This is a genomic window from Bradyrhizobium archetypum (assembly GCF_013114835.1).
Taxonomy (GTDB): Bacteria; Pseudomonadota; Alphaproteobacteria; order Rhizobiales; family Xanthobacteraceae; genus Bradyrhizobium; species Bradyrhizobium archetypum.
The window spans coordinates 417,615-441,285 of record NZ_JAAVLW010000001.1 but is presented as its reverse complement, the minus strand read 5'-3'; the positions used below and the strand labels follow the sequence as shown (position 1 = coordinate 441,285).

General features: G+C 63.5%; 19 protein-coding genes. 12 read left to right on the top strand and 7 right to left on the bottom strand.

From position 1 onward, the window contains the following. Positions 1-49 precede the first annotated feature (49 nt). The 3 genes from HCN50_RS01980 to HCN50_RS01970 all read left to right on the top strand — a co-directional run bounded on the left by HCN50_RS01980 (position 50) and on the right by HCN50_RS01970 (position 2,968). Positions 50-1,183 (top strand): ABC transporter permease, encoded by a 1,134-nt coding sequence (locus HCN50_RS01980; protein ID WP_171708411.1) that lies wholly within the window; start codon positions 50-52, stop codon positions 1,181-1,183. Positions 1,184-1,185: 2 nt separating this feature from the next. Further along, positions 1,186-1,956, top strand: coding sequence for an ABC transporter ATP-binding protein (locus tag HCN50_RS01975; RefSeq protein ID WP_171707923.1), 771 nt, complete (start codon positions 1,186-1,188; stop codon positions 1,954-1,956). A 115-nt stretch (positions 1,957-2,071) separates the two neighbouring features. Then, on the top strand, positions 2,072-2,968 hold the full coding sequence (locus HCN50_RS01970) for an MlaD family protein (RefSeq protein WP_171707922.1): 897 nt from the start codon (positions 2,072-2,074) through the stop codon (positions 2,966-2,968). Positions 2,969-3,281: 313 nt separating this feature from the next. On the opposite strand, the gene HCN50_RS01965 is transcribed toward HCN50_RS01970, so the two are convergent. Next, entirely contained in the window at positions 3,282-8,618 is a 5,337-nt protein-coding gene (locus HCN50_RS01965; protein ID WP_171707921.1) for an apolipoprotein A-IV repeat region-like domain-containing protein, read from the bottom strand. A gap of 388 nt (positions 8,619-9,006) precedes the next feature. On the opposite strand from HCN50_RS01965, the gene HCN50_RS01960 reads away from it, so the two are divergent. Next, entirely contained in the window at positions 9,007-9,384 is a 378-nt protein-coding gene (locus HCN50_RS01960; protein WP_171707920.1) for an Hpt domain-containing protein, read from the top strand. 136 nt (positions 9,385-9,520) lie between these two features. After that, positions 9,521-9,841, top strand: coding sequence for a 2Fe-2S iron-sulfur cluster-binding protein (locus HCN50_RS01955; RefSeq protein ID WP_171707919.1), 321 nt, complete (start codon positions 9,521-9,523; stop codon positions 9,839-9,841). 238 nt (positions 9,842-10,079) lie between these two features. Here HCN50_RS01955 and HCN50_RS01950 read toward each other — a convergent pair whose 3' ends face one another. After that, complete coding sequence (locus HCN50_RS01950; RefSeq protein WP_171707918.1) at positions 10,080-10,535, bottom strand: acyl-CoA thioesterase; 456 nt, start codon at positions 10,533-10,535, stop codon at positions 10,080-10,082. Between the two features lie 159 nt (positions 10,536-10,694). On the opposite strand from HCN50_RS01950, the gene HCN50_RS01945 reads away from it, so the two are divergent. Together HCN50_RS01945 and HCN50_RS01940 are read left to right on the top strand one after the other, a co-directional pair. Continuing rightward, positions 10,695-11,723, top strand: coding sequence for an NAD(P)/FAD-dependent oxidoreductase (locus tag HCN50_RS01945; protein WP_171707917.1), 1,029 nt, complete (start codon positions 10,695-10,697; stop codon positions 11,721-11,723). Positions 11,724-11,837: 114 nt separating this feature from the next. Beyond that, positions 11,838-12,446 (top strand): DUF2147 domain-containing protein, encoded by a 609-nt coding sequence (locus tag HCN50_RS01940; protein ID WP_171707916.1) that lies wholly within the window; start codon positions 11,838-11,840, stop codon positions 12,444-12,446. On the opposite strand, the gene HCN50_RS01935 is transcribed toward HCN50_RS01940, so the two are convergent. Further along, a complete protein-coding gene (locus HCN50_RS01935) occupies positions 12,447-14,435 on the bottom strand; it encodes an SGNH/GDSL hydrolase family protein (RefSeq protein WP_171707915.1) in 1,989 nt (662 codons plus the stop codon). Between the two features lie 97 nt (positions 14,436-14,532). Continuing rightward, the gene (locus tag HCN50_RS01930) at positions 14,533-15,588 is read right to left on the bottom strand and encodes a lysylphosphatidylglycerol synthase transmembrane domain-containing protein (RefSeq protein WP_171707914.1); all 1,056 of its coding nucleotides are present in this window, start codon (positions 15,586-15,588) and stop codon (positions 14,533-14,535) included. 393 nt (positions 15,589-15,981) lie between these two features. Between HCN50_RS01930 and HCN50_RS01925 the strand changes: the two genes are divergently transcribed. Together HCN50_RS01925 and HCN50_RS01920 are read left to right on the top strand one after the other, a co-directional pair. Continuing rightward, on the top strand, positions 15,982-16,488 hold the full coding sequence (locus tag HCN50_RS01925; RefSeq protein WP_171707913.1) for a YciE/YciF ferroxidase family protein: 507 nt from the start codon (positions 15,982-15,984) through the stop codon (positions 16,486-16,488). A gap of 225 nt (positions 16,489-16,713) precedes the next feature. After that, entirely contained in the window at positions 16,714-19,116 is a 2,403-nt protein-coding gene (locus HCN50_RS01920; protein WP_171707912.1) for an EAL domain-containing protein, read from the top strand. A gap of 5 nt (positions 19,117-19,121) precedes the next feature. Here the strand turns inward: HCN50_RS01920 and HCN50_RS01915 are convergent, their stop codons facing one another. Beyond that, positions 19,122-19,556 (bottom strand): hypothetical protein, encoded by a 435-nt coding sequence (locus HCN50_RS01915; RefSeq protein ID WP_171707911.1) that lies wholly within the window; start codon positions 19,554-19,556, stop codon positions 19,122-19,124. A 70-nt stretch (positions 19,557-19,626) separates the two neighbouring features. Here HCN50_RS01915 and HCN50_RS01910 point away from each other — a divergent pair, with 70 nt between their 5' ends. Then, on the top strand, positions 19,627-20,259 hold the full coding sequence (locus tag HCN50_RS01910) for a hypothetical protein (RefSeq protein WP_171707910.1): 633 nt from the start codon (positions 19,627-19,629) through the stop codon (positions 20,257-20,259). 71 nt (positions 20,260-20,330) lie between these two features. Then, positions 20,331-20,939, top strand: coding sequence for a YdcF family protein (locus tag HCN50_RS01905; protein ID WP_171707909.1), 609 nt, complete (start codon positions 20,331-20,333; stop codon positions 20,937-20,939). A gap of 2 nt (positions 20,940-20,941) precedes the next feature. Here HCN50_RS01905 and HCN50_RS01900 read toward each other — a convergent pair whose 3' ends face one another. Continuing rightward, positions 20,942-22,282: an aminotransferase-like domain-containing protein gene (locus HCN50_RS01900; protein WP_171707908.1), complete on the bottom strand. Its 1,341-nt coding sequence runs from the start codon at positions 22,280-22,282 to the stop codon at positions 20,942-20,944. 178 nt (positions 22,283-22,460) lie between these two features. Between HCN50_RS01900 and HCN50_RS01895 the strand changes: the two genes are divergently transcribed. Next, positions 22,461-22,697 carry a DUF1127 domain-containing protein gene (locus HCN50_RS01895; protein WP_171707907.1) on the top strand — a complete coding sequence of 79 codons (237 nt, stop codon included), beginning with the start codon at positions 22,461-22,463 and terminating at the stop codon, positions 22,695-22,697. Between the two features lie 408 nt (positions 22,698-23,105). Here HCN50_RS01895 and HCN50_RS01890 read toward each other — a convergent pair whose 3' ends face one another. Continuing rightward, positions 23,106-23,531 (bottom strand): universal stress protein, encoded by a 426-nt coding sequence (locus tag HCN50_RS01890; protein ID WP_171707906.1) that lies wholly within the window; start codon positions 23,529-23,531, stop codon positions 23,106-23,108. Positions 23,532-23,671: the final 140 nt, after the last annotated feature.

The following is a 23,671-nucleotide window of genomic DNA, read 5'->3' as shown; positions in this document are numbered from 1 at the left end:
GCGGAACCCGAGCGGTTTACGCGGGTATGTCGGCCAAGGGGTGGGCATTTTGAGCGGCGAGCCGACATTGGAGCGGATGGCCAGGGACAACGCGCTGGCGCTGTGCGCGGCCGGCCCCTGGACGGCACGCTTTGCCCCGGTGCTGGAACGAATGGTGGCCGATGCCGAGAAGCTCAGCGGCACCGGGCCCAACATCTTTATCGACGTTTCGCGGGTATCGAAGCTCGACACGTTCGGCGCCTGGCTGATCGAGCGGCTGCGCCGCAGCCTGACCCGGGGAGGGGTCGAGGCCCGGATCGCCGGGCTCTCGGCCAATTATTCGAGCCTGGTCGACGAGGTGCGCCGCGTGAAGGCCGAGCCGATCATCGAGACCGACCGGGTAACGATCACGGGCATGCTGGAGCAGGTCGGCCGCAGCGTCGCCGGCATCGGCGGGACGTTGATCGGGTTGGTCGACATGCTCGGCGCGGTGCTCGCCGCAACCGGCCACGTCGTTATTCGCCCGCGCGGCTTCAGGCTGACCTCGACCATCCACCATATGGAGCAGGTATGCTGGCGCGCGGTGCCGATCGTGGTGCTGATCACCTTCCTGATCGGCTGCATCATCTCGCAGCAGGGCATTTTCCATTTCCGCAGGTTCGGCGCCGATATCTTCGTGGTCGACATGCTGGGCGTGCTGGTGCTGCGCGAGATCGGCGTGCTGCTGGTGGCGATCATGGTGGCGGGCCGCTCGGGCTCGGCCTACACCGCCGAACTCGGCTCGATGAAGATGCGCGAGGAGATCGACGCGCTGCGCACCATGGGGTTCGATCCGATCGAAGTTTTGATCCTGCCGCGGATGCTGGCGCTGGTGCTGGCATTGCCGATATTGGCGTTCCTCGGCGCGATGGCCGCGCTTTACGGCGGCGGGCTGGTGGCGTGGCTCTATGGCGGCGTCGAGCCCGAAGCTTTCCTGCTGCGGCTGCGCGATGCCATCTCGATCGATCATTTCGTCGTCGGCCTGATCAAGGCGCCGGTGATGGCGGCTGTCATCGGCATCGTCGCCTGCGTCGAGGGACTGGCCGTGCAGGGCAGCGCCGAGTCGCTCGGGCAGCACACCACGTCCTCAGTGGTGAAGGGGATCTTCTTCGTGATCGTGATGGATGGGGTGTTCGCTATCTTCTTTGCATCGATCGGAATGTAATTATGGTGGGCGAGACTTCCGACGCCATCATCCGGGTTCGCGACATCACCGTGCAGTTCGGCAAGACACGGGTGCTCGACGGGCTCAACCTTGACGTCAAGCGCGGCGAGATTCTCGGATTCGTCGGCCCATCAGGTGCCGGCAAGTCGGTGCTGACGCGCACGATCATCGGTCTTGTGCCCAAGCTCAGTGGACGCATCGAGGTGTTCGGCGTCGATCTTGATGCGGCGAGTGCAGCGGAGCGCCGCGGCGTCGAGCGCCGCTGGGGCATCCTGTTTCAGCAGGGCGCGCTGTTTTCCTCGCTCACGGTGCGGCAGAACATCCAGTTTCCGGTACGCGAATATCTCAAGGTCTCGCAGCGGCTGCTCGACGAGATCATGGTGGCCAAGCTCGGCATGGTTGGGCTGCGGCCCGAAGTCGCGGACCGCTATCCGTCCGAACTGTCCGGCGGCATGATCAAGCGCGTCGCACTGGCGCGCGCGCTCGCGCTTGATCCCGAACTGGTGTTCCTGGACGAGCCGACGTCCGGGCTCGATCCGATCGGCGCCGGGGATTTCGACGAGTTGGTGCGCACCCTGCAGCGTACTTTGGGTCTGACGGTTTTCATGGTAACCCATGATCTCGACAGCCTTTATACGGCCTGCGATCGCATCGCGGTTTTAGGGAACGGCAAGATCATTGCCGCAGGATCGATTGCCGACATGCAGGCCTCACAACATCCCTGGCTGAGGCAATATTTTCACGGCAAACGCGCCCGCGCTGTGATGGGCTAGAGCATGGCCCCCAAAGGTGTGATCGGTTTTCGGATCAGATCATGCTCAAACATGAGATAATGGCGGGTCCATCGGCAACGCCGAAGTGGACCTAGATTTCGGAGTACTTTGAGTTATGGAAACGCGGGCGAACTACGTCCTGATTGGGGCCTTCACGCTTGCTGTGATTGCGGCGGCGTTCGGCTTTGTGTTGTGGTTTCAGAGCCTGCATGCCACCAAGCTGCGCAGCCCGATCCGCATCGTGTTCGAAGGTCCGGCATCCGGCCTCCGCAACGGTGGCAGCGTCAACTTCAACGGTATCCGGATAGGTGAGGTTGTCTCGGTCAAACTCGACAACCCACGCCGGGTGGTCGCGCTGGCGATGGTCGAGAACAACGCTCCGATCCGCAAAGATACGCTCGTCGGTCTCGAATTCCAGGGCCTGACCGGCGTCGCCGCGATCTCGCTGAAGGGTGGTGAAGAGTCCGCACCTGCCGTGCCGCTCGACGAGGACGGGGTGCCAATGCTGACCGCCGATCCGAGCGCACTGCAGGACGTGACGGAATCCATCCGTGCCACGCTGCAAAACGTCAACCGACTCGTTGCCGACAACCAGGAATCGGTGAAGAACTCGCTGCGAAACCTCGAAACCTTCACGGCTGCGCTCGCGCGCAACTCCGAGAAGATCGACAACGTTATGCTCAGGGTCGACGGCGTGATGGGCAAGGCCGACAGTCTCATGCTGGGGCTGAACACGATCGCGGGGGGCGTCGCCGGCGGCGAGTTGAACCTGATGATCAAGTCGATCCGTGAGCTGGCTGAGGATTTTGATAAGCGGTCGGGGGCGCTGATGGCCGATGGCCGTCGCACCCTGTCCGATATCAGCCGCGCCGTGAACAATTTCGACCGTAACCCGACCCGGGTGATCTTCGGCGGCGGAAGCAGCAGCCAGGCAGCCGCGCCGCCGCCACCGGCCGCGCCGCCGCCGGCCGTACCACCGCCGAGGGCGCCGAACGGGCAGAAGCGGCAGTGATTGGCGAATAGCGAATAGAATTGCTGCGAGCGGCGTCATTGCGAGCCACCCGATCGGAGCGAAGCGCCGCCGGATGACAGGCTCCGCGAAGCAATCCATTTCGTCACTTCCGGAGGCATGGATTGCTTCGTCGCGGAGCCTGTCATGAGGCGCACATTCGCGCGACCCGTTGGCTCCTGGCAATGACGATCTTGGCTAGCGGAATTGCTAGACCTCACTTCGCACGATCGTCAACGCGTTGAGGCGCAGGGCTTCAAAACAAAACGGAGGCCGCGAGGGCCTCCGCTTTCCATTCGCTATTCGCCATCGCTGCTCACCCGAGCCGCCCCGCTGCGTGCGCAAGCAGGGTATAGACGAGGCCGGTCTCAGAGGTGAGATGGCCGCGCAGCGCCTGCGGCCCACGATCCTCGCGCGCGACTTCGTCGAGCAGCCGTTCGAACTCGGCGATATAGCGGTCGACCGTCTGCTTGAAGCTGCGGTCGGCGCGATATTTGCGTGAGACTTCGTCGAACGCCTTCTGGCCGGCCGGCGTGTAGAGGCGCTTAGAGAACGCCTTGCTCTCGCCACGCTGATAGCGATCCCACATTTCGGCGGCGAGGTTGCGATCCATCAGTCGGCCGATGTCAAGCGACAGCGACTCCAGAGGATTGGCAGCGTTCTGGGGGGCGCGGCCCCGAGGAGCCTGTCCGGCGTTTGCATCAGTGCGGTGGAGCAGGTCGGAAAGCCACCCGTCGCGTCCAGCGTCTTGACCGGCCGGCGCGACAGGCGGGGCTTCGGTACGGCGCTGCGCCGGCATCGGCATCGGCATGCCGAGGTCCGGCGGCGGCAGGGTGGAAGCACTGCCGGCATCGCGCATCCGCACCTCATTGCGACTGCCGGCGGCCGCCATTACCGGCTCTTCCTGGCGCTGCACGGTGGCGCGGCCGGCGGTCACGACATCGAGGCCGCGGCCGTGATGGGCGACAATGCGGTTGAGTTCAGCGAGCGCCTCGATCTGGTCGACGATCACCTTGCGCATCTGGGCGGTGTTGTCGGCGGCTTCCTGCGGCATTTCGAGCACGCCGCGGCGCAGCTCGTTGCGCGTCGCCTCGAGCTCCTGATGCATCTCGGCCGCCATCTGCTTCATGGACTGCACCATCGCAGCGAACTTCTCGGTCGACTGCTTGAACATCGCATCCGTTTCCTGGGTGCTCTGCTGGTACAAGTCGTTCATCGCATCGAGTGTCTGCTGCCGCTCGTTCTCGGCCGCCGCGCGCACCGCTTCGAATTGGCGGCTGATGGCAGCCGAGCCGGCGCCAGCCGTTTCCGCGACCACACGCGCGATGTCGCGGGCGCGCTCCTCGGCCGCGGCGAGCGATTCGTCGAGCAGGCCGGTGAAGCGCGACAGGCGCTGATCGAGGTCGGTGGTGCGCAGGTCGATGGTGGTCACCAGCGATTCCAGCTGCGACTTGCGGTCGGCGACCGACTCCGTGGTGGAGCGGTTGGCCTGTTCGACGGCGCCGGCAGCCTCGACCAGCTCCTTGCCGTGTTTCTCGAACTCGCTCGACAGTGCCCCGAGGTCTTCCAGCGCCTTCGTCGTCTTGCTGTTGAAGACGGTGAGCTGGTCCTCCAGGGTCTGGGTGGCGACGCCGTTGCGGGCGGTGACGTCGTTCATCGCGGACACGAAGTCGGCCACGCGGGTCACGAGCGCGCGCTCCAGCGAGTTGAGGTTGTCGTGGGCTCCGGTCAGCACTTCCTGCAGCAGGATGTTGCCTTCACGCAGCCGCTCGAACAGCGCCACGGTGTCGGTGCGCAGAATCTTGCTGGTCTCCTGCATTTCGGTGACGGCGGCGATCGACACCTGGCGCGACTGATCGATGGCCGCGCGCGACGCCTGTTCGAGATCCTTCAGCGATTTGGCTACCGCGCCGGTGGCGAGGTCGCCCGCGGTGGTGATCGTGCGCGCGACTTCCGAGCCGTGGGTCGACATCGATTGCGAGAACGCCTGGCCGCGGGTCTCGATCGATTTCAAGGCGTCGGCGGTGACGCGGTCGATGTCGGTCGTCAGTTGCGTTGTCCTGCTGCTGAGCGCTTCGACCAGCGCACCGCGGCGGCTGTCAACGATCTGCGCCAGGCGGTCGGTCTGCTGCTGAACATAGGTGACGATTTCGTCGGTCTTGCCGGTCATCGTCGAGCCGAAATTGCTGCTCGCGGCCAGCACCGAACGTTCGATATCGGTCGAGGTCGACTTGAACTTGGAGCTGACCTCGTTCGTTGCGGCGACCAGCGCGCTCTGTGCGTTCTGCGCGGTGGTCTGGATGGTGTCGGTCGTGCTGGCGGTGACGACGCCGAGCGACCGCTCCATTTCGGCGGCGATCGTCTTGATCTGGTTCGCGGCGTCCGCAGAGGTCGCGGCCAGCGAGTTCTGTGCTTCGCGCGCGCTTCCGAGGAGGGAAGTTGCGGTGTCGGCGCCGACCGCTGTCAACGTGCGCTCGACATCGATCGCCAGCGACTTGACATGGTTGGCGGCTTCGGTGGATGCCGTGATCAGCGCGTTCTGGGCTTCGCGTGCGCCCGTCGTGATCGACTCGGCGGTGGCGTTGCCGGCCATCGAGAGCGAGCGCTGTACGTCGGCGGCGAGCGACTTGACCTGGCTCGATGCGTCGGCGGACGCGCTCATGAGGGTATTCTGGGCCTCGCGGGCGCCCGCTGTGATTGCCTCGGCGGTCGCTGTTCCGGCGATCGAGAGCGAACGCTCGACGTCGGCCGCGAGCGATTTGACATGATTGGCTGCCTCGGTCGAGGCGGCGACCAGCGTGCTCTGTGCGGCGAGGGCACCGGCGGTGACGGCTTCGGCGGTCGCGGTGCCGGCGGCCGACAGCGAACGCTCGACATCGGCTGCGAGCGACTTGACCTGGCTTGCGGCGTCTGTGGATGCGGTCACCAGTGTGGTCTGCGCCTCGCGCGCGCCGGCGAGAACCGACGCGGCCGTGGCGTCGCCTGCGGCCGAGAGGGTGCGCTCGACATCGGCGGCGAGAGATTTGATCTGCGAGGCTGCCTCGGAGGATGCGGACACCAGCGTGGTCTGGGCATCCTTGGCGCTGGTCAGGATCGAGTTGGCGGCACTGGTGCCGACAGCGGTGAGGGCGGTTTCGACCTCGGCCGACGTCAGTTTCAACTGCGCGCCGACGTCGGAGGAAACCGTCAGCAGCGCCTGCTGCGCGCTGCGCGCGCCGGTCTGGATGGTCTCGGAAGTATTGACCACGAGGTTGGTCAGCGAACGCTCGGCGTCCTCGACATGCGACCTGATGGCGGAGGACAGCATCTCGGAGCGCGACATCAGGTCTTCGCTGGCCTGGCGGCCGCTGCTTTCGATCCGGCCGGCCACGGCCTCGATCCGCGAGCCGAGCAGATCCTCGAATTGCGCAACGCGGGTGTCGATGTCGCCGGCGATGCCGCCGATGCGGGTCTCGAGGCCGCTGGCGAGGTCGCCGACCCGAGTCTCGAGGCCGCTGGCAAGGGCGCCAACCCGGGTTTCGATGCCGCTGGTGAGGTCGCCGACCCGCGTCTCAATGCCCTGGTGGATTTCCTGGAAACGCGCCTGGATGGTGTCGGTCAGATAGGATGTGCGCCCGTCGATGGTTTCGGAGACGCTGGCAATGCGTTGATCGACGGCTGCAATCGCCTGCGCGGTCCCCTCGGTGAGCGAGGAGGTGAGGAGAGTGAGGCGCTGGTCGATCGACTGGATCGCCTGCGCCGCACCGTCCGTTAGCGATCCCGTCAGCGTGCTGAGGCGGTTGTCGATCGTTTCGGTGACCGATTGCGCGCGGCTATCGAACGTCGTCTCCAGCGATTTCAGGCGGCTGTCGATAGTCTCGTCGAACGACTTGATCTTGTGGTCGAGCGAGGCGTCTAGACCGGTGACGCGGGTGCCGAGCTGGGTTTCGAACTGCAGCAGCCGCTGATCGAGGGAAGCGGTGATCTCGCCGCTGTTCGATACCAGGCGGGTGTCGAAAGTATCGACGTAATTCTTCAGGCTGTCCGATATCTCCTGGGTCCGCTGGCCCATGCGCTCGACGATTTCGCCACCGAAGGTTTTGACGGTGCGGTCGAACTCGGAGATGTGGCGCGTGATCAGCGCGCCCAGCGTGCCGCTGTCGCGAGCGAACTTTTCCGCAAGCTCCGAGCCCTGATTCTTCACCAGTTCCTCATAGGCGCTCATCTGCAGCGCGAGGCTGTCGTGCGCGTTTTCGGTCTGGCTGATTACCTTGGCGACGAGGTTGTTCACCGTGACATCAAGCGCGTCGCTGGCCTTGTCGCCGGAGGTGAGGATGCGGCTCGCCAGTCGGTTGCCGGCCTCGTCGATCTTGTTGACGAGATCGCCCGAGCGCAGCTCGAGTTCGAGCAAGAGCGAATCGGAAGAATTCTTCAGGGAATCGTGGACCTGCTCGGTGCGGTCGGAGATGCCGTCGACGATAGTCGATGATCGCTGTTCGAATTCGCTGGTGATGCGGTCGATGCGTTCATTCAGTACCTCGTGGACGCGATCGGCGAGATCGACGAACTCGTCGTGGACGTGGCCGGTCTTGAAGTTGAGGCTGGTGGTCAGCCGTTCGGACGCATCGAGCACCGCGCGCGTGGTCTCGGCGCTGGCTTCTTCCAGGCGGTCGAGCAGGTCGCCGCCGCGCTCGCCGAGCGCGAGAATCATATTGTCGCCAGCATGGCTCAACGCGCTCGTGATGTGCTGGCCGCGCTCTTCCAGCGCGCCGGTAATACTTTTTGCGACCTCGTCGACGCGCGAGGCAATCGCGTCGGAGATCAGCGCGATGTCGTGGCGCAGATCGATCTGGACCCCGGAGATGGCGCTGCGAACCTGCTCGGCCTGACCGACCAGATTGTCGCGCTGATGGGCGATGTCCTGCAGCAGCGCGCGGATACGCACTTCGTTGTCGGAATAGGCGCGCTCGAGTGCTGCGACTTCATTGGCAACGAGCGTTTCCAGTTCGCCGGCGCGCGCAATCGCACGCTCGACGCCGTCGCCCATTGCTGCGACCTCGCGGCGGATCGCTTGACCGACGGTCACCATGGAATCGGCGGCCGCGCCTTCGGGCTCGGAGAAGCGGATCGCGACCTGCGCCATCGACTGCGCGATCATCCGCATTTCCTGGCCGCGCCAGGCGAGGCTGGCGAGAAAATAGAACAACAGGACCGGCGCGAAGAACAATGCCGCAAGTCCGGCGAGCACCAGTATGCCGCCGCTCTGTCCGATCGCCGCCTGCAGAGACGACAGGAAGCTGACGGTCAGAAGGCCGCAACCGAGCAGCCAGACGCCGCTAAACGCGGCGGCAAGCATGTAGACGCTGCGTGCAGGCTGGTTCTTCTGGATCGCCTGCAGAAGTTGTCCGATGGTTTCGCGATCGTCATTGGCGGCGCGGCGGGGGCCGCGCGGCTCTTCGATCTGATCGAACGCCGGCCGCTCGGCACTGGGGCGCGTGTCGAACGGTGCTCCGGAATAGGCGGGCGCGCCGGAGGGCATGGTTGGCGGGGGGAGTTCACCGCTGATCGAATTTCGGCTGGGGTCGACGGTGGTATCGCTGATGTTGAGCGCTTCCTGAATGGCGGAGAGCGCGACTTCAGTGGGATCTTTTACCTTCTTCGGATTGTTCGCCATGTCAGTCCGAGCCCTCTTAACTTTACGCGCCCAGCCGTTCTTGCAAAAACCCCGCAAGCTCGAAGCTGGATTCATAAACCCCCGCGGACCGCAAGCGTGCCCCGCCGGCAGCTTGTCCGCCACATCCGCAAACATCCTATTGGTTGAGCGATACGAATGAAATGGCCGCGATTAAGACTTTCTTAATCATCGTTAACAGCTTTGTTCCTTAAAGCCTTAAGGATACACAAATTTCTGGAGCTGGGTTGTCGATCAAGACAGATTTTTGTCAAAAACAAGGCGAAGTTGCGGCGCATTCGGAGAACGTTCCGTTAACCGATGTCGTGGTTGGCTGACGCAGAGTGTCCCGCCGAGAATCGGTGCGGCGGGGCGATCCGGGCCAGAGGTCATGCCGCTTCATCTTGAACGGGTACAATGGATGCCATCGCCGCCGCTGGCTCCCGGCCACGGGCCGATCGATTTCGACCATCTTACGCGCATGACGCTCGGCGATGCCAGTATCGAGCACGAGGTGTTGACGATGTTCTCGGCCCAATCGGCAAGGCTCGTGCACGCGCTTGCCGCCATGCCTGCGGATGCGAGCGCGCTTGCGCACACGCTCAAGGGTTCGGCCCGCGCCATCGGTGCGTTTGCTGTTGCCGATGCCGCAACGCGGCTGGAGACGGTCATCGGCCGTGGCTTCGATACGTCCGTTGCCCTCGCCGAGCTCGCCGAGGCGGTTGCCGAGGCGCGCTCCGCTATCGAGGCAGTTTTGCGCCGTTCCTGAGCGGAAAGCAGGCCCGAACGGCCAAAATCCCCGTAAAATGCTGCCTCAGGTTTTCGCCCGACCGCTGGCGCTGTGCGGATCGACCCGTTATAGGACTGCCGGGACCTCCTCACATATTCCGGCAGCACGAGCGATCATGGCCAAAATCCACTTTATCGACCACACGGGCGAAAAACGAACCATTGAAGTCGAGAACGGCGCGACCGTGATGGAAGCCGCGATTCGCAACGCCATTCCGGGCATCGAAGCCGAATGCGGTGGCGCCTGCGCGTGCGCGACCTGCCACGTCTATGTCGACGAAGCATGGCGTGAGAAAGTCGGCTCTCCGACTCCTATGGAGGAAGACATGCTGGATTTCGGCTTCGACGTGCGGCCGAACTCGCGGCTCTCCTGCCAGATCAAGGTGAGCGACGATCTCGACGGCCTCGTGGTGTCGACACCGGAGCGGCAGGCCTGAGGTCCCAAATGACTTCAGCGCGATCCGGCATTCGCGGTCTCCGCGAGATGGTCGTCGACCGCATATAGCGCAAACGGGTGCGTATTCGCGCAGGCGGCGAGGGCAGCCTTCGCCGGTTCATGCGCCGAGCGGCGGCCGCCGCGATACGCGAAGGCTTCCCTTGGCGAGACGGCGAAGGCCGTTGCGAGCTCACGCAAAGATATTCGGGAAAGATCTGTCGCCAACATCGCTGCGCGCGTCATAAAGAGTTTGCGCCGCTGCGAATCCAGCGCTGGAAATTTGCGAGGATCTCTGGCGTCAATGCTGTCGGCTTGCGCGTGGCTTCGTCGAGCAGCACCGATACCGATTGCGCTGACGCAACGCATTTGCCTTCGGAGAATACCACCTGATCGAAGGTGACGGAAGTTCGCCCGAACTTGACGACGCCCAATCCCAATTCGATCGTGCCGGGCCAGCGCAATTCGGCGCGGAAATGCATGTCGAGCCGGACCATGATCCAGGCAAACCCGTCGGGCATCAGCCCATAGCCGGGATCCTTCATCAACGTAACGCGGCCGGTTTCGAAATAGGTTGCGTAAACCGCATTGTTGACGTGTTGGTTGGGATCGAGGTCGGCAAATCTGACATTGTCCGACAGGCGATAGGGAAAATCTTCCAGACGCAGGGTCGCATCGGGACGCAAGGGGGCATTCACGGGGCCATCTCCGAAAATCTCGTTTCCTTACAGCCCAGTTGTTGAGTGACGGCAAGGGGTTGCCGCCATGGCGAACGCCATATTATGGCTTTCCTGATGCCGCGGCGTTGGCTAGACAGGTGCGGCCTTCCCGCCAGGTTCAACCGAAAAGAAGCTGACATGAGCGAAGCGATCAAAACCGATGTGCTGATTATTGGCGCGGGTCCGTGCGGCCTGTTTGCCGTCTTCGAACTGGGCCTGTTGGACATGAAGACGCATCTGGTCGACATCCTCGACAAGATCGGCGGACAATGCGCCGAGCTCTATCCGGAAAAACCGATCTACGACATTCCCGGCATTCCCTTCGTCACCGGGCAGGGCCTCACCGACGCGCTGCTCGAACAGATCAAGCCGTTCCACCCAACCTTCCATCTCAACGAGATGGTGGAGACGATCGAGAAGATCGGCGATCCCCTCTTTCGCGTGACGACCGATGCCGGCAAGGTGTTTGAGTGCAAGGTGGTGGTGATTTCCGCGGGCGGCGGCTCGTTCCAGCCGAAGCGCCCGCCGGTGCCGGGCATCGAAGCCTATGAAGGCACTTCGGTCTTCTACGCCGTGCGGAAGATGGAGCAGTTCCGCGACAAGAGCATCCTGATCGTCGGCGGCGGCGATTCCGCACTCGACTGGACGCTCAATCTGCATCCGCTCGCCAAGCGCGTGACGCTGTTGCACCGGCGCGACGAATTCCGCGCTGCGCCCCACAGCGTCGAGCAGATGCGTGCGCTGGTGGCTGCCGGAAAGATGGACCTCAAGATCGGTCAGGTCACCGCGCTCGAAGGCGAGGGCGGCAGGCTTTCGGCAGCCACGATGAAAGGCAACGACAACGCGATCTCGAAGATCGAATGCGATACGATGCTGCCGTTCTTCGGGCTGACCATGAAGCTCGGTCCGGTGGCGAACTGGGGTGTCGCGCTCGAGAACAATCTGGTGCCGGTCGATACCGCGGCGTTCGAGACCAACATTCCCGGCATCTTCGCGATCGGCGACATCAATACCTATCCGGGAAAGCTCAAGCTGATCCTGTCCGGATTCCACGAGGGCGCGCTGATGGCACAGAAGGCGCACCGCTACGTGTATCCGGACAAGCGGCTGGTGTTCCAGTACACCACCTCGTCGTCGAGCCTGCAGAAGAAGCTCGGGGTCAACTGAATCCCAAAAGATGGTGGTTCGGCGCGCGCCGGGGGCGACGATCGTCACTGGCACCGTCCGCGAAATGGCCTTAGTCTACGGCCATTCATTTTGGGAATTGATCAGGTGACGACGATGCGCAAGTTGGCCGGATTTCAACTGATACTCCCGATCGTGATTGGCCTCGCATTTGCCGGTGAACTCACCGCGCAGCCGGCGGAACCTTCCGCGGCCGGGCTGTGGGAGAAGGTCGAGAAGGGCAAGCCGGTCGGATGGTTCCTGGTGGTCGATCGCAACGGCACCTACGAAGGCGCGTTCGCCAAGCTCTTTTCCGAACCCGGCGATCCTCCCAATCCGATCTGCTCGAAATGCACCGACGATCGGAAGGATGCACCGTGGCTCGGGCTCTCCTTTATCCGGGACATGAAGCGCGAGGGACTGAAGTATGAGAACGGCAACGTGCTCGATCCGCGCGACGGCAAGATCTACAAGGCCAAGATGACGCTCAGCCCCGACGGCCAGACGCTGACGATGCGCGGCTATCTCGGCATCTCGCTGTTCGGCAAGGATGAGGTCTGGACGCGTCTGCCCGACACGGCGTTGGCGCAGGTCGATCCCGCTGTCATCGCAAAATATCTGCCGGCGCATGCCGCGGTCACAAAGCAACCCGCGGCTCCGGCGAAGGCACCCGCCGCGCCGAAGAAGACAACCACCGTCCCCGGAACAACCGCCCCAGCGCGCTAGTCAAAGTCTGCCGGCTCTGCCCGGCGGCCGTGGCGCCTCCGGTGCCGGTGGTAGCGGTTGCATCGGTTGCGAGGTGACTTCAGGCACCGCCGCATCGAGTTGCAGCACCGCTGCGGCGGCCGGCACTGCGGCATCTGCCATTGCGGCGTGACCCTCGGCGCTTGGATGCACTGCGCCACCATAAACCGCCGACAAAACGCCCCAGGTTGCGTCATGGATATCGGATGGCTGTTGCGACGCCGGCAAGCCTTGCGGGTAGGTCATCGCCGCGAAGTAGCTGTCATTGGCATCGCGGATCCAGCGCGCGCGGGGCAGATAGGCGCGGTATTCGCCGGCGCTGCGGCCGCACAGCATCGGCTGGTTGGCGGCCGTCACGATATCGGGATCGAAGCTGTCGCCGGTCGCCGAGAAGCACTGGCGGTCGAACTCGGGATCGCTTTCGGAGCGCGCGCAGAAGCCATGGCTGGCAAAGCTGGCCTGATGGCTGTCAACGAAGGTCATGCGGTCGGCGGGCGGGTTGCGGCACAGGATGCCGCCCTCGCACAGCGCCAACGCTCTCAACTGCGGCAGGAATTCGTTTTCAACAAAATTGGATACCGTGGCCAGCCGCTGCGGCTGGGCGTTGAAGGAGGGATGAATGTCAAAGCCGGCGCGTCCGCCGGGGCAGGGGGCGCCGCCATTCGACAGCGTCGGATTGGCGTAGGCGGTGTAGACGACCCGCGACAGGTCGCCGCCGAGCAGCGGCTTCAGCGCCTCGCGCAGCTTGGCAAAGCCTTGCGGAAGGTCCCGCGTCATCGCGCTGCGTGCGTCATCCACCGATGCCATCACGCCGCTGCGCCGAAACAGTACGCGCTCGGTCGCCGTGTCCACGATGACGTCGGCAACAAGGCCGGAAAAATAGATGTCGTTGGCGCCGATCGACAGCAGCACCAGATCAAGCTGGCGATCCGACTGGCGGCGTTTTGCGGCGGCGAGGGCGTCCCGCAGTTCGGCCAGTTGCCCGTTCACGCTGCCTTGGCACGCGCCACCCGATTTCGACGGCAGACAGTCGCGGGCGCGCTGCGAGCCGAACAGGCCATCGGCAATGGTGGCGCCGGTGCAGGCCAGCGGCAGATAGGTCACCGCGATGTGCGGATATCGGATGGCGAGCGCCAATGCAGTTCGCGTCTGATAGCTGTAGAGTGAACGGTGGCAGGCAGGATTGAACCACAGCGCGCTCTGCCGCTGCCAGACGGAGAGGGAATCGGGCGCCTCGCATGCGCGCCCACCTTTATAGCCCGCGCGACTCGGCCGGTAATATTGCGCGGCCGCCGTTCCGAGATAGGAGCGGAAACAGAAGCCTTCATCGGCGAGCGCAACCGGGCGGTCCGGATTTCCTTCGCCGGACGCGATGCTGTCGCCGAGGCCCGCGATGAAGATGTCGCGCACCGCAATCTCGGTGAAGGCGCGCTGACTGCCCTCTGAACTGGATATGTCGGCGGTCACGACCGTAGTGCGGCCGTAGCGGACCCGAAGATTGACCGGTTCGGCGCAATCGAAGGTTGAAGTTTGCGGACCATCGCCGTCGTCGACCGTCCAGGCGCAGGTCGCGCCGACCGGCACCGGGCCGGTCAGACGGATCACGACCGGATGATCGATCGGCGTCAGATAGCTTTCCTTGACGTTGTCGCGCGTGCAGGGCTCGCTGACCCGGCCGGCTAGGTCGATGCAGAGCCGGTTGACGGTGTTGCGCGCCCAGCCGCGGCCGTCGCTTTGTATCGCCAGCGCCTGTTCTGCGGCCAATACGCTGCGGCCGCGCCCGGTCTCAGCGTGCAGCAGAAAATCCCGTTCCTCGCGGAACAAGCGGAAGCGATTGCGCACTTCCCAGGAAATCTGCAGCGGTCTATAGCCGCCGGTGCCCTGGGCCTGCGCAGCGGACGTGAACATGCCGAGCAGCGCGCCGGCAATAAGCGCGGCCGACATCATCGAACGTAAGAAAATTCCAGCCATGGCGTCGTTTGACGTTAGCGGTAAGGCAGAAATAAGAGAATGGGGCAGCTCTGCCTCAAAAGACCAGACGTTGCAGATAACGACGCCGTTACCGGCCTCAGGATTGCCGGCCGTTGATCGGTGGTCGTACCCGGGCCTTGGCCGTGCAGGCTTCGCCGAGCCGGCGCCGTTCCAGCCAGGGTTGCAACACGCTAAGCCAGAGTTCGCGCGTGCCCATGATCCAGATCGAGATGCCGAAGGGGATCAGGAAGTACAGGATCCGGAACACCACCAGCGTCGCCAGCAACTCTTCCCGGCCGAACTGCGGCAGCGCCACCAGCATCGCGGCATCGAACACACCGATGCTGCCGGGCGCATGGCTGGCAAAGCCGAGCAACGTTGCGAGGATGAAGACCACCGCCAGCGAAACGAAGTCGATATACGGCGTCATCGGCATCAGCAGATACATCGCCAGGGCGCAGAAGCCCAGGTCGACGACGCCGATCAGGACTTGCAGCAGCGTCAGCCGGGCGGACGGCAACACCACCTTCCAGCCGTTTTGGCCAAGTTCGCGGCGACCCTTGCCCATCAGCAACCAGACGAAATAGGCGACGATGCCGGCAAGGCAGCCGATCGCAATCAAGCGATTCATGGCCGGCGGCAGCAGGTCCATGGCCGATGCTGCTTCGGGATGCCAGGCCATGCCCATGCCGAGCACGAACAGGTTGCCGAGCCAGAATGTGAGACCCGAAAGAAAGCAGATTTTTGCGACGTCGATCGCGGTCAGGCCGTAGTCGGAATAGATCCGGAACCGGATCGCGCCGCCGGTAAAGACAGTGGCGCCGATATTGTGGCCGATCGTGTAGCTGGTGAAGCTCGACATTGCAGCGATGCGATAGGGCACGTGGTTCTTGCCAATCGTTCGCAATGCGAAGAAATCGTAGAAGGTCAGCGTGCAAAATGCGCCCACCACGCATAGCGCTGCCAGCGCGATCCGATGCGGCGCGATTTCGGTCAGCGCAGTCAGAATAACGCCGGTATCGACGCCCTTAAGGGTGCGAAGCAGATGGGTGATCGCAAGAGCTATGATCAGGAGACTCGCAGCGATTCCTAGCCGTTTCCAGCCGATCTTCTCCTTGAAGCCGCGCCCGAGCGCGGTCAGCAGCCGATGCATTCATCCTCCCGGCGGGGCGGCAATACGTAAAGATGGGACCTGTCACGACAGGTGACAGTCGACGGTTAGAAGCACCGTGCGCGAAACCCATAAGCCAAAACCGGGCCGTTGTGCAGCCCTTGACAAGCATGGCTTTTGGCTTCGTTGGCCGCCTTCGTCATACGCCCTACATATGTCGCCACGTTAACGATTTTGAGTCGCGAAGGGGTCCGTTCCGTGAGCGCTTTTTGCGATCGTTCCGCCGTTCCATCGCGGCGTTTTTGAGGCCTTCAGGAACATCAGGAACATCCTTTTTGCCGGCTGGTTAGCTTCCCGTCAGCATCGAACATGAAGTGCGCGCATCCGGCCGGAAAAGGCCTCCGCTCGCACGTTGCCAAACGAAGGAGGAGCGCAATGGGACTCTTCACCAAAGACATCAAGACGATGAATGACCTGTTCATCCATCAATTGCAGGATATCTACTATGCGGAGAAGCAACTCGTGAAAGCGCTGCCAAAAATGGCGGAAAAGGCTACTGACAAGCAGCTCAAACAGGGCTTCTTGAGCCATCTCGACGAAACCAAGACGCATGTGCAGCGCCTCGAAGAGGTCTTCCGCATGCACGGCGCCACGGCGAAGGCGGTCGATTGCCCGGCGATCGACGGCATCATCGAGGAAGCCGACGAAGTCGCAGGCGAGGTCGAGGACAAGAACGTGCTGGACGCGGCCCTGATCAACGCTGCCCAGGCTGCCGAGCACTATGAAATTAGCCGCTACGGCAGCCTGATCGCGTGGGCGCGGCAGCTCGGACGCAACGATTGCGCCAGCATCCTGCAGAAGACGCTGGATGAGGAAAAGATTGTCGACAAGAAGCTGACCTCGCTTGCGGAAGGCAAGGTCAACCTGCGGGCCGCAAGCTGACGTTTTCAACAATTGAGGCAAAACGCCGCGCCGGGCCCACCGGGCGGCGTTTTTGCGCCGGCCCGACGTTCGGCGCGAAAAGTCGCGCCTCGCTTTGGTTAATTCGCGCCTACGCCGACCGATCGGTTCGACTTCAACCTTTGTTCATCATTCTCGCAACTGCGTAGCGGAGGTTACGCCAAATATACCAATGGGAATGCTGTTACAGGCCAATGGGGGTCTGTAATGTACCGCGTCCTAACTTGCCTCACCACTGAGCACGACTGGCGTCTGGTCGTATTGGCGGGCACCATCTGCTGGCTCGCCAGCGCCGTCGCCATAAGCCTGTTTCATCGCGCCAGGGCGTCACGCGGCCGATCGCGCGCGATCTGGATTGCCCTCGACGCGGCTGTCGGAGGCTGCGGGATCTGGGCCACTCATTTCGTCGCGATGCTGGCCTACGCTCCGGGCGCGAGCGCCGGATACAGCATACCCGTCACCTTGCTGTCGCTCGTCTTCGCGATAACCATCGTTGCCGCAGGCCTCTGCATTGCGTTGTCGAGCACGCGCCAGTCTGCGGTCGCCCTCGGCGGCGCCGTCATCGGCGGCGGTGTCGCAGCGATGCATTATACCGGCATGGCGGCCCTCGAGCTTCCGGCATTCATCGTGTGGTCGAGCGGCATCGTTGTTGCCTCGATCGTGTTTGGCAGCCTGTTTGCGGCGATTTCGCTGCTTGTCGCCGCGCGCCGCGACAATCCCCTCCATACCCTGGTCGCTACCGGGCTGCTGACGGTTGCCATCGTTTCGCATCATTTCACGGCGATGGGCGCCGTCACGCTCATTCCCGATCCGACCCTCGGCAGCGACAGTTTATCGATTTCTCCGACCGCGCTTTCGTTCCTGACGGCGATCGCGGCCTTCGCCATTCTCGGTCTCTCGCTGCTCGCGGCCATGATCGACCGCCGCGCGAAAGGCGAACTCCATAGTCAGAAAGTCCTGCTCGATACCGCGCTCGACAACATGTCACAGGGACTGTGCATGTTCGACGCGGATGGGCGCATCCTGCTGAACAATGAACGCTATGCCGAAATGATGGGACGCACCGGCATGACGCTGCAGGGCCGCCTGCTGCTCGACGTGCTCCGGCAGCAGAAGGCGCTCGATCGTTGGGACGGCGACCCCGATCAGTTCGTCGCCAGCGTGATCGCCGCAGCCAAGGCCGGCGACAGCGTGACGCGAACGGTGAGCCGCAACGGACGTGCGATCCGCGTCGTCGATCAGCCCATGAAGGGCGGCGGCTGGGTGGCAACCTTCGAGGACATCACCGAATGGCAGCAGGTCCAGGAGCAGATCTCGCATATGGCGCGTCATGACGCGCTGACCAATCTGCCGAACCGCACGCTGTTCCGCGAGCAGCTCGAAAAGGCCTTGCGGCTTGCCAAGCGCAGCGACCAGCTCGCGGTGCTCTGCCTGGACCTCGACCATTTCAAGGACATCAATGATTCGCTCGGTCATCCGGTCGGCGACGCCCTTCTGAAAGAGGTCGCCCGCCGCCTCGGCGAATGTGTCACCGAGCACGACACGGTGGCGCGGCTCGGCGGGGACGAATTCGCGATCGTGCAGTTCTGCAGCGATTGCGATCCGTCCGCCGTGGCGTTGCTCGCCAGCCATGTGGTCGAGAAGGTTTCCGCGGCTTACGAGGTTGCCGGTCATCAGCTCGTGATCGGCGTCAGCATCGGCATTTCGCTGGCGCCGGAGGACGGCAAGAATCCCGACGAGCTCCTCAAGAAGGCCGATCTCGCGCTCTATCGCGCCAAGGAGGACGGCCGCGGCACCTATCGCTTCTTCGAGGCCGGGATGGACGCCCGCGCGCAGGCGCGCCGGCTCCTGGAGCTCGACTTGCGCGCCGCGTTGCAGCGCGCTGAATTCGAGGTCTACTACCAGCCGATCCGCGATGTCGCCAAGGATGTCGTCGTTGCGTTCGAAGCCCTGGCGCGGTGGAATCATTCGCTACGCGGCATGATCTCTCCGGCCAACTTCATTCCGCTGGCGGAGGAAACCGGCCTGATTGTGCCGATCGGCGAGTGGGTGTTGCGCCAGGCCTGCATCGATGCGGCGCAGTGGCCACGGGACGTCGGCGTCGCTGTCAATCTCTCGCCGGTGCAGTTCAAGAACCCCAATCTGGTGCAGACGGTGAAGCAGGCGCTGAAAGCTTCCGGCCTTCCGGCGCACCGGCTTGAACTCGAGATTACGGAATCGGTGTTACTGCAGAACAGTGAGGCGACGCTTTCGGTTCTGCATGAGCTTCGTGCCTTCGGGGTGCGGATTTCGCTGGACGACTTCGGAACCGGATATTCGTCCCTGAGCTACCTGCGCAGCTTCCCGTTCGACAAGATCAAGATCGACCGCTCATTCGTCACCGAACTGGCGACGCGCGAAGACTCGATGGCAATCGTCCGGGCGGTGACCGGGCTTGGCAAGAGCCTGGGCATCGTCACCACGGCCGAAGGCGTCGAGACTGACGCGCAATTCGATTTGTTGCGTCGGGAAGGCTGCACCCAGGCACAAGGCTATCTGTTCAGCCCGCCCCGTCCCGCCGCCGAGGTAGAAAGCATGCTGTCGAGCGCGCGGGCGCAGGTCATCGCCTGATTTTATCAGGCCTTGCGCAACGCGAAATGCGCGCCGCAGAACGCCATCACGGCACCGAGGCACAATGCCGCCAGGCCGGCGAGCACGCCCGATATGGTTGGGACCGGGCTCGGCGCCGAGGCAGCCTGTCCGGCACCGGCGAGGATCAGCACGCCGACCGCGATCAGGAACTGCCGCATCCGCTGCGGAATTTGGCCCGAAACCGCGCTGCGCATCAGGTTGGCGGTGAAATAGCCGCCGGAAAAGCCCATCGTCGCGATCAGCCACCATGCGATCGCCGCGCCCGCAGGCATAAATTCGCTCGTGTCGGAGCGCCACAGCCCGCCCAGATCAAGCCCGTAGCGCGCGCCAAGCATGTGCACGGCCAGCGCCAGCAGCACCCCGGAAACTATCGCGCCAGTCAGGATCAGCCGGCGCGGAAAATAAGTCGTCTCGGCCATGGGCCGCTTGTAAGGTAAAGGCGGCTCGCCGCGCAAGCAGGCGGCTTCCAACCGATAACGGATTTTTGGATTGTCCACCTCACGAACGGAACAGGCGACGACGGCAGGCGAGGGGTCTTCCAGCACCCGTTACACCTATAAGGGGTCGCTGATCGGATCGGCGCACGAGCTCGAACTGACCGATCACGGCTTGTCATGGGAGGCCCCGGGAAAGTACGGGATTTGGTCCTATGCCGATATCGCCGGTGTCCGTCTGTCCTATCGGCCGGTATCGATGCAGTCGCGTCGCTTTCGCGCCGACATCGAGCACAATAGCGGTCAGCGCCTCGCGATTTTTTCGACGAGCTGGCAGACCGTTGCGCTGATGGTGCCGCAGGACCGGGAGTATCGCGCCTTCATTGAGCAACTGCACCGGCGTTTGAAGGCGGCAGGAGGTCCCGTCGCGCTGGTCGGCGGCATCGGGCCGATCGCCTATGCCGGCGGCTGCCTGCTATTGGCGCTGGTCGCGATTGCCGTCGCCGCGTTGCTTGCACGCGCGGTCGCCACGGGTGAATTCGCGGGAGCCCTGTTTCTGCTCGGGTTTGCCGCCTTGGCCGGATGGCAGATGGGCGGCTTCATTTGGCGCAACAAGCCGCAGCTCTACACTTTCGATGAGCTGCCGCAGACTTTGCTGCCGCCGCCGCCACGCAATCAGATGAAATGAAATGTGACTCCGCCGTGCGCAGGGCGCGCGGCATCACGGCGGTGTGTCTTCTGGATTCGGACAGGTTTGACGTGACGGATCGAAGCCGACGAAAGCCGACCGAGGCCGAAATTGCCGCGATCAACGCGCAGCATCTGGTCGAGATGCCGTTACGGCCGGCTGATCTGCTGTTCGTGTTCGGCACGCGCGAGGATGTTGGTGCGCGCGTCGATAAAGCCTGCGAGCTGTGGCGCGCGGGATATTTTCGCTGGGCCATCGTGAGCGGCGGTGTGACGCCGGGATCCGATCTGTCGGAATGCGAGATCATTGCCGGTGCAATGGTCGCGCGCGGCGTTCCCGCTGACATTATCTTGCGAGAAGATCGCGCGATGAATACCGGCGAGAACGTCATCTTCTCGCTGCCCGTCATCGAAAAAGCGCTTGGGCTCGCCAACATCCGCAGCGTGATCTGTCTCGGCAATACCTGGACCGCGCGCCGCTATCCGATGACGCTGCACCGGCACTGGCCGGAAGTGGAAAAAATGGTGGTCACGGTCGATAGTTTCGAGACCCCGCGGACGCTGTGGCACACCGATGCCGAATTCAGCCGCCGCATGCTCAATGAATGGGACAAGATCGAGCCGTACAAGGCGAGGGGCTTTATCGCAGAGTGGCCGACGAACGCGGCGCGCGGCCGGTAGCGCTACTCGGTCGTATCAACGTCCTCTTTCGCCGTCAGCATTCCCGCCAATGTGCGCAACGCCAGATCGAGCTGTTCGGTGCTGGGCGCGCCGAGCGCCAGGCGGACGGCGTTGGGGGCATGGCCCGGAATCACCGCGAAAGTGGTCGATGGGGTCAGCGCGATGTCGCGCCGGGCGGCTGCAGCGACGAATGTCTGCGAGCGCCAATGCGGGGGCAGGGTAAGCCAAAGATGGTAGGATTTGACGTTCGCCTGAACCTCGAAGCCGGCGAGATATTTGGCCGCCATCTGCTGGCGCCGCGCCGCGTCGATCCGTTTCAGGCGCGATAGCTCGGCGACCGTGCCGTCCGCCATCAGCCGCTGTCCGGCGGCAAACGCAAATCCGGAAGCCGTCCATCCGCCTGATCTGACCGCGGCCATGACGCGCTCGCGCAAGCGCGGCGGCGATACGATGAAGCCGAGCGCAAGGCCGGGCGCCACCTTCTTCGACAGGCTGTCGAGGGTGATACAGCTATCGGGCGCAAGCGCGGCCATCGGAGTTTCTTCGTCGAGAAAGCCGTACACCGTATCCTCGATCACGATGAGGCCGAGCTTCTCGATGACGCGCAGCAACTCCGCCCGGCGCGCCTGCGGCATGGTCATGCCGAGCGGGTTTTGAATGGTCGGCTGGATGTACAGCGCCGACAAATGAGCCTCGCGGTGAGCCTTCTGCAGCGCGTCGGGGCGGACTCCGTTCTCGTCCATCGAAAGCGGTACTAGTGTGACACCGAGCCGCGCGGCGATGTCCTTGATGAAGGGATAGGTCAGCGCCTCGACGCCGCAGCGGCCGCCGCTCGGCACCACGGCCGCAAGCGCCGCCGCGATGCATTGCCGGCCGTTCGCGGTGAAGACGAGTTGATCGGGGGCCGGAGACCAGTCTTCGCGGGAGAGAAACTCGGCGGAAATGGTCCGCGCCGCCTGCGTGCCCGTTGTGGTCGAGTGCCGCAAGGCGAGATCAAGCACCTCGGGGCGCTCGAGCCCTGCAAGGCTTCTTGCGATCATCGCCGATTGTGTCGGCAATATCGGGTAGTTCACTTCCAGATCGATACGCGCGCCGCGCGGCTCGGCCGGCATGGAGATGCCGCGCCGGGTCTCGCCCGAAACGAACGTGCCGCGCCCGACTTCGCCGACCACGAGGCCGCGGCGCAGCAGCTCGGTATAGACGCGGCTCGCAGTCGAGACCGCGATCTTGCGCTGATAGGCGAAGCTGCGCTGCGGCGGCAGGCGATCGCCGGGCTTGAGCGCGCCACTGGCGATCTCGGCGGCGACGGTATCGGCAAGCTTCAAATACTCGAACTTCGACATTATTGCACCGAGAGCAATGTTTTCCTTGCACCGAGAAATGTATCGGATCATTTTGAACGCATCAAGCCTGTGATTGCACTGAGGGGGGTGCAAGCAATCAGACCATTGGCGGGTGCAGGCGCTCGGAGCGTTTGGGCCAGCGGCAGCGATTTGCCGCGTGAAAGCAAGGAGAAGAACGATGACGACGATATCCCAGACGGCAGGTCAGCCTGCTTCCCGGAAGGGCCCGGTCGGATTTTTCGGCCTGCTCGGACGTTGGGTGAACGCCATCGTTACTCATTTTGCGCACCGCGAGGCCATCAAAACGCTCAGTGAGCTGGATGATCGCGCGCTTCGCGATATCGGTGTCGAGCGCAGCCAGATAGCGTCGGCCGTGCGCGGCGTGATTGATCCGATGTACGGGCGGATGATGTGAGGCGCGTTCGGCTCCATGACCTGCAATGCCTACGGCCCGGTCAATCGATCGGGCCGAATTACGCCGGCCGCTCTGTTGAGGCGCGCGACGCCTGCCAGCAGCGTTCAATGCGAAGCGCCTGCGTGGCTAAAATATCCCACTACCCAGAATAGAACGAAAGGCAGCGGCCGTCTCCGAGCCCGCTGTCGAGCGCGGCCGCGCTGTCGCCATTCGGTAACAATGCCGGCCTGGCGGCAGCCTTGTTCGGCTTCTTCCAAATGGCAGGGGCGGCATGTGGCGCCTCGCTCTCGGCGATCCGCAACAGCGACCCGGCCATCGGGCTTGGAAGCGTCCTCGCGCTGAATTCTCTTCTCGCGCTGGCCCTGCACGAGTGGAGAGGCGGCCAGAATCCCGCTGTGATCAGACGGCCTAGTGCCGGACCACCAGCACCGAGCACTTGGCATAGCGCACCACATGACCGGCGTTGGAGCCGAGGAAATAGGTCCGCATCGCCGGCCGGTGCGAGGTCATCACGATCAGGTCAGCCTTGATCGCTGCCGCCTCTTCGAGGATCTCGTGGTAGATGCCGCCCTTCCGGACCGCGGTGGAGATACGCGACGCCTCGATGCCGGATTCGTTCGCCACGATCGCGAGCGCTTCCTCCGACGTTGCGCGCTGCTGGGCGTCGAAATCGGCCGGCACGTATTCCGCCAGCATCGCCGGCGTCATCGGTAGCACGTTGAGCAGGCGTACCGAGCCGCTCCAGGTCTTCGACAGCGTGGCGGCGGTGGCGATTGCGGGCTTGGCCAGGTCGGTGTCGGCCAGATCGATTGGCACGAGAATCGACTTGAACATCTGCGCCTCCCGCTGCGGTCCGCTCGGTTCTGACTTGTCAGGACCCGACTCCAGCCCTTTGTTTTGATGCGTTTTCTTTTACGCGAACTTGTTGCTAATTTGCTCGAAACCACGTCGTGGGCCAGTTTAGCACGAGTGAG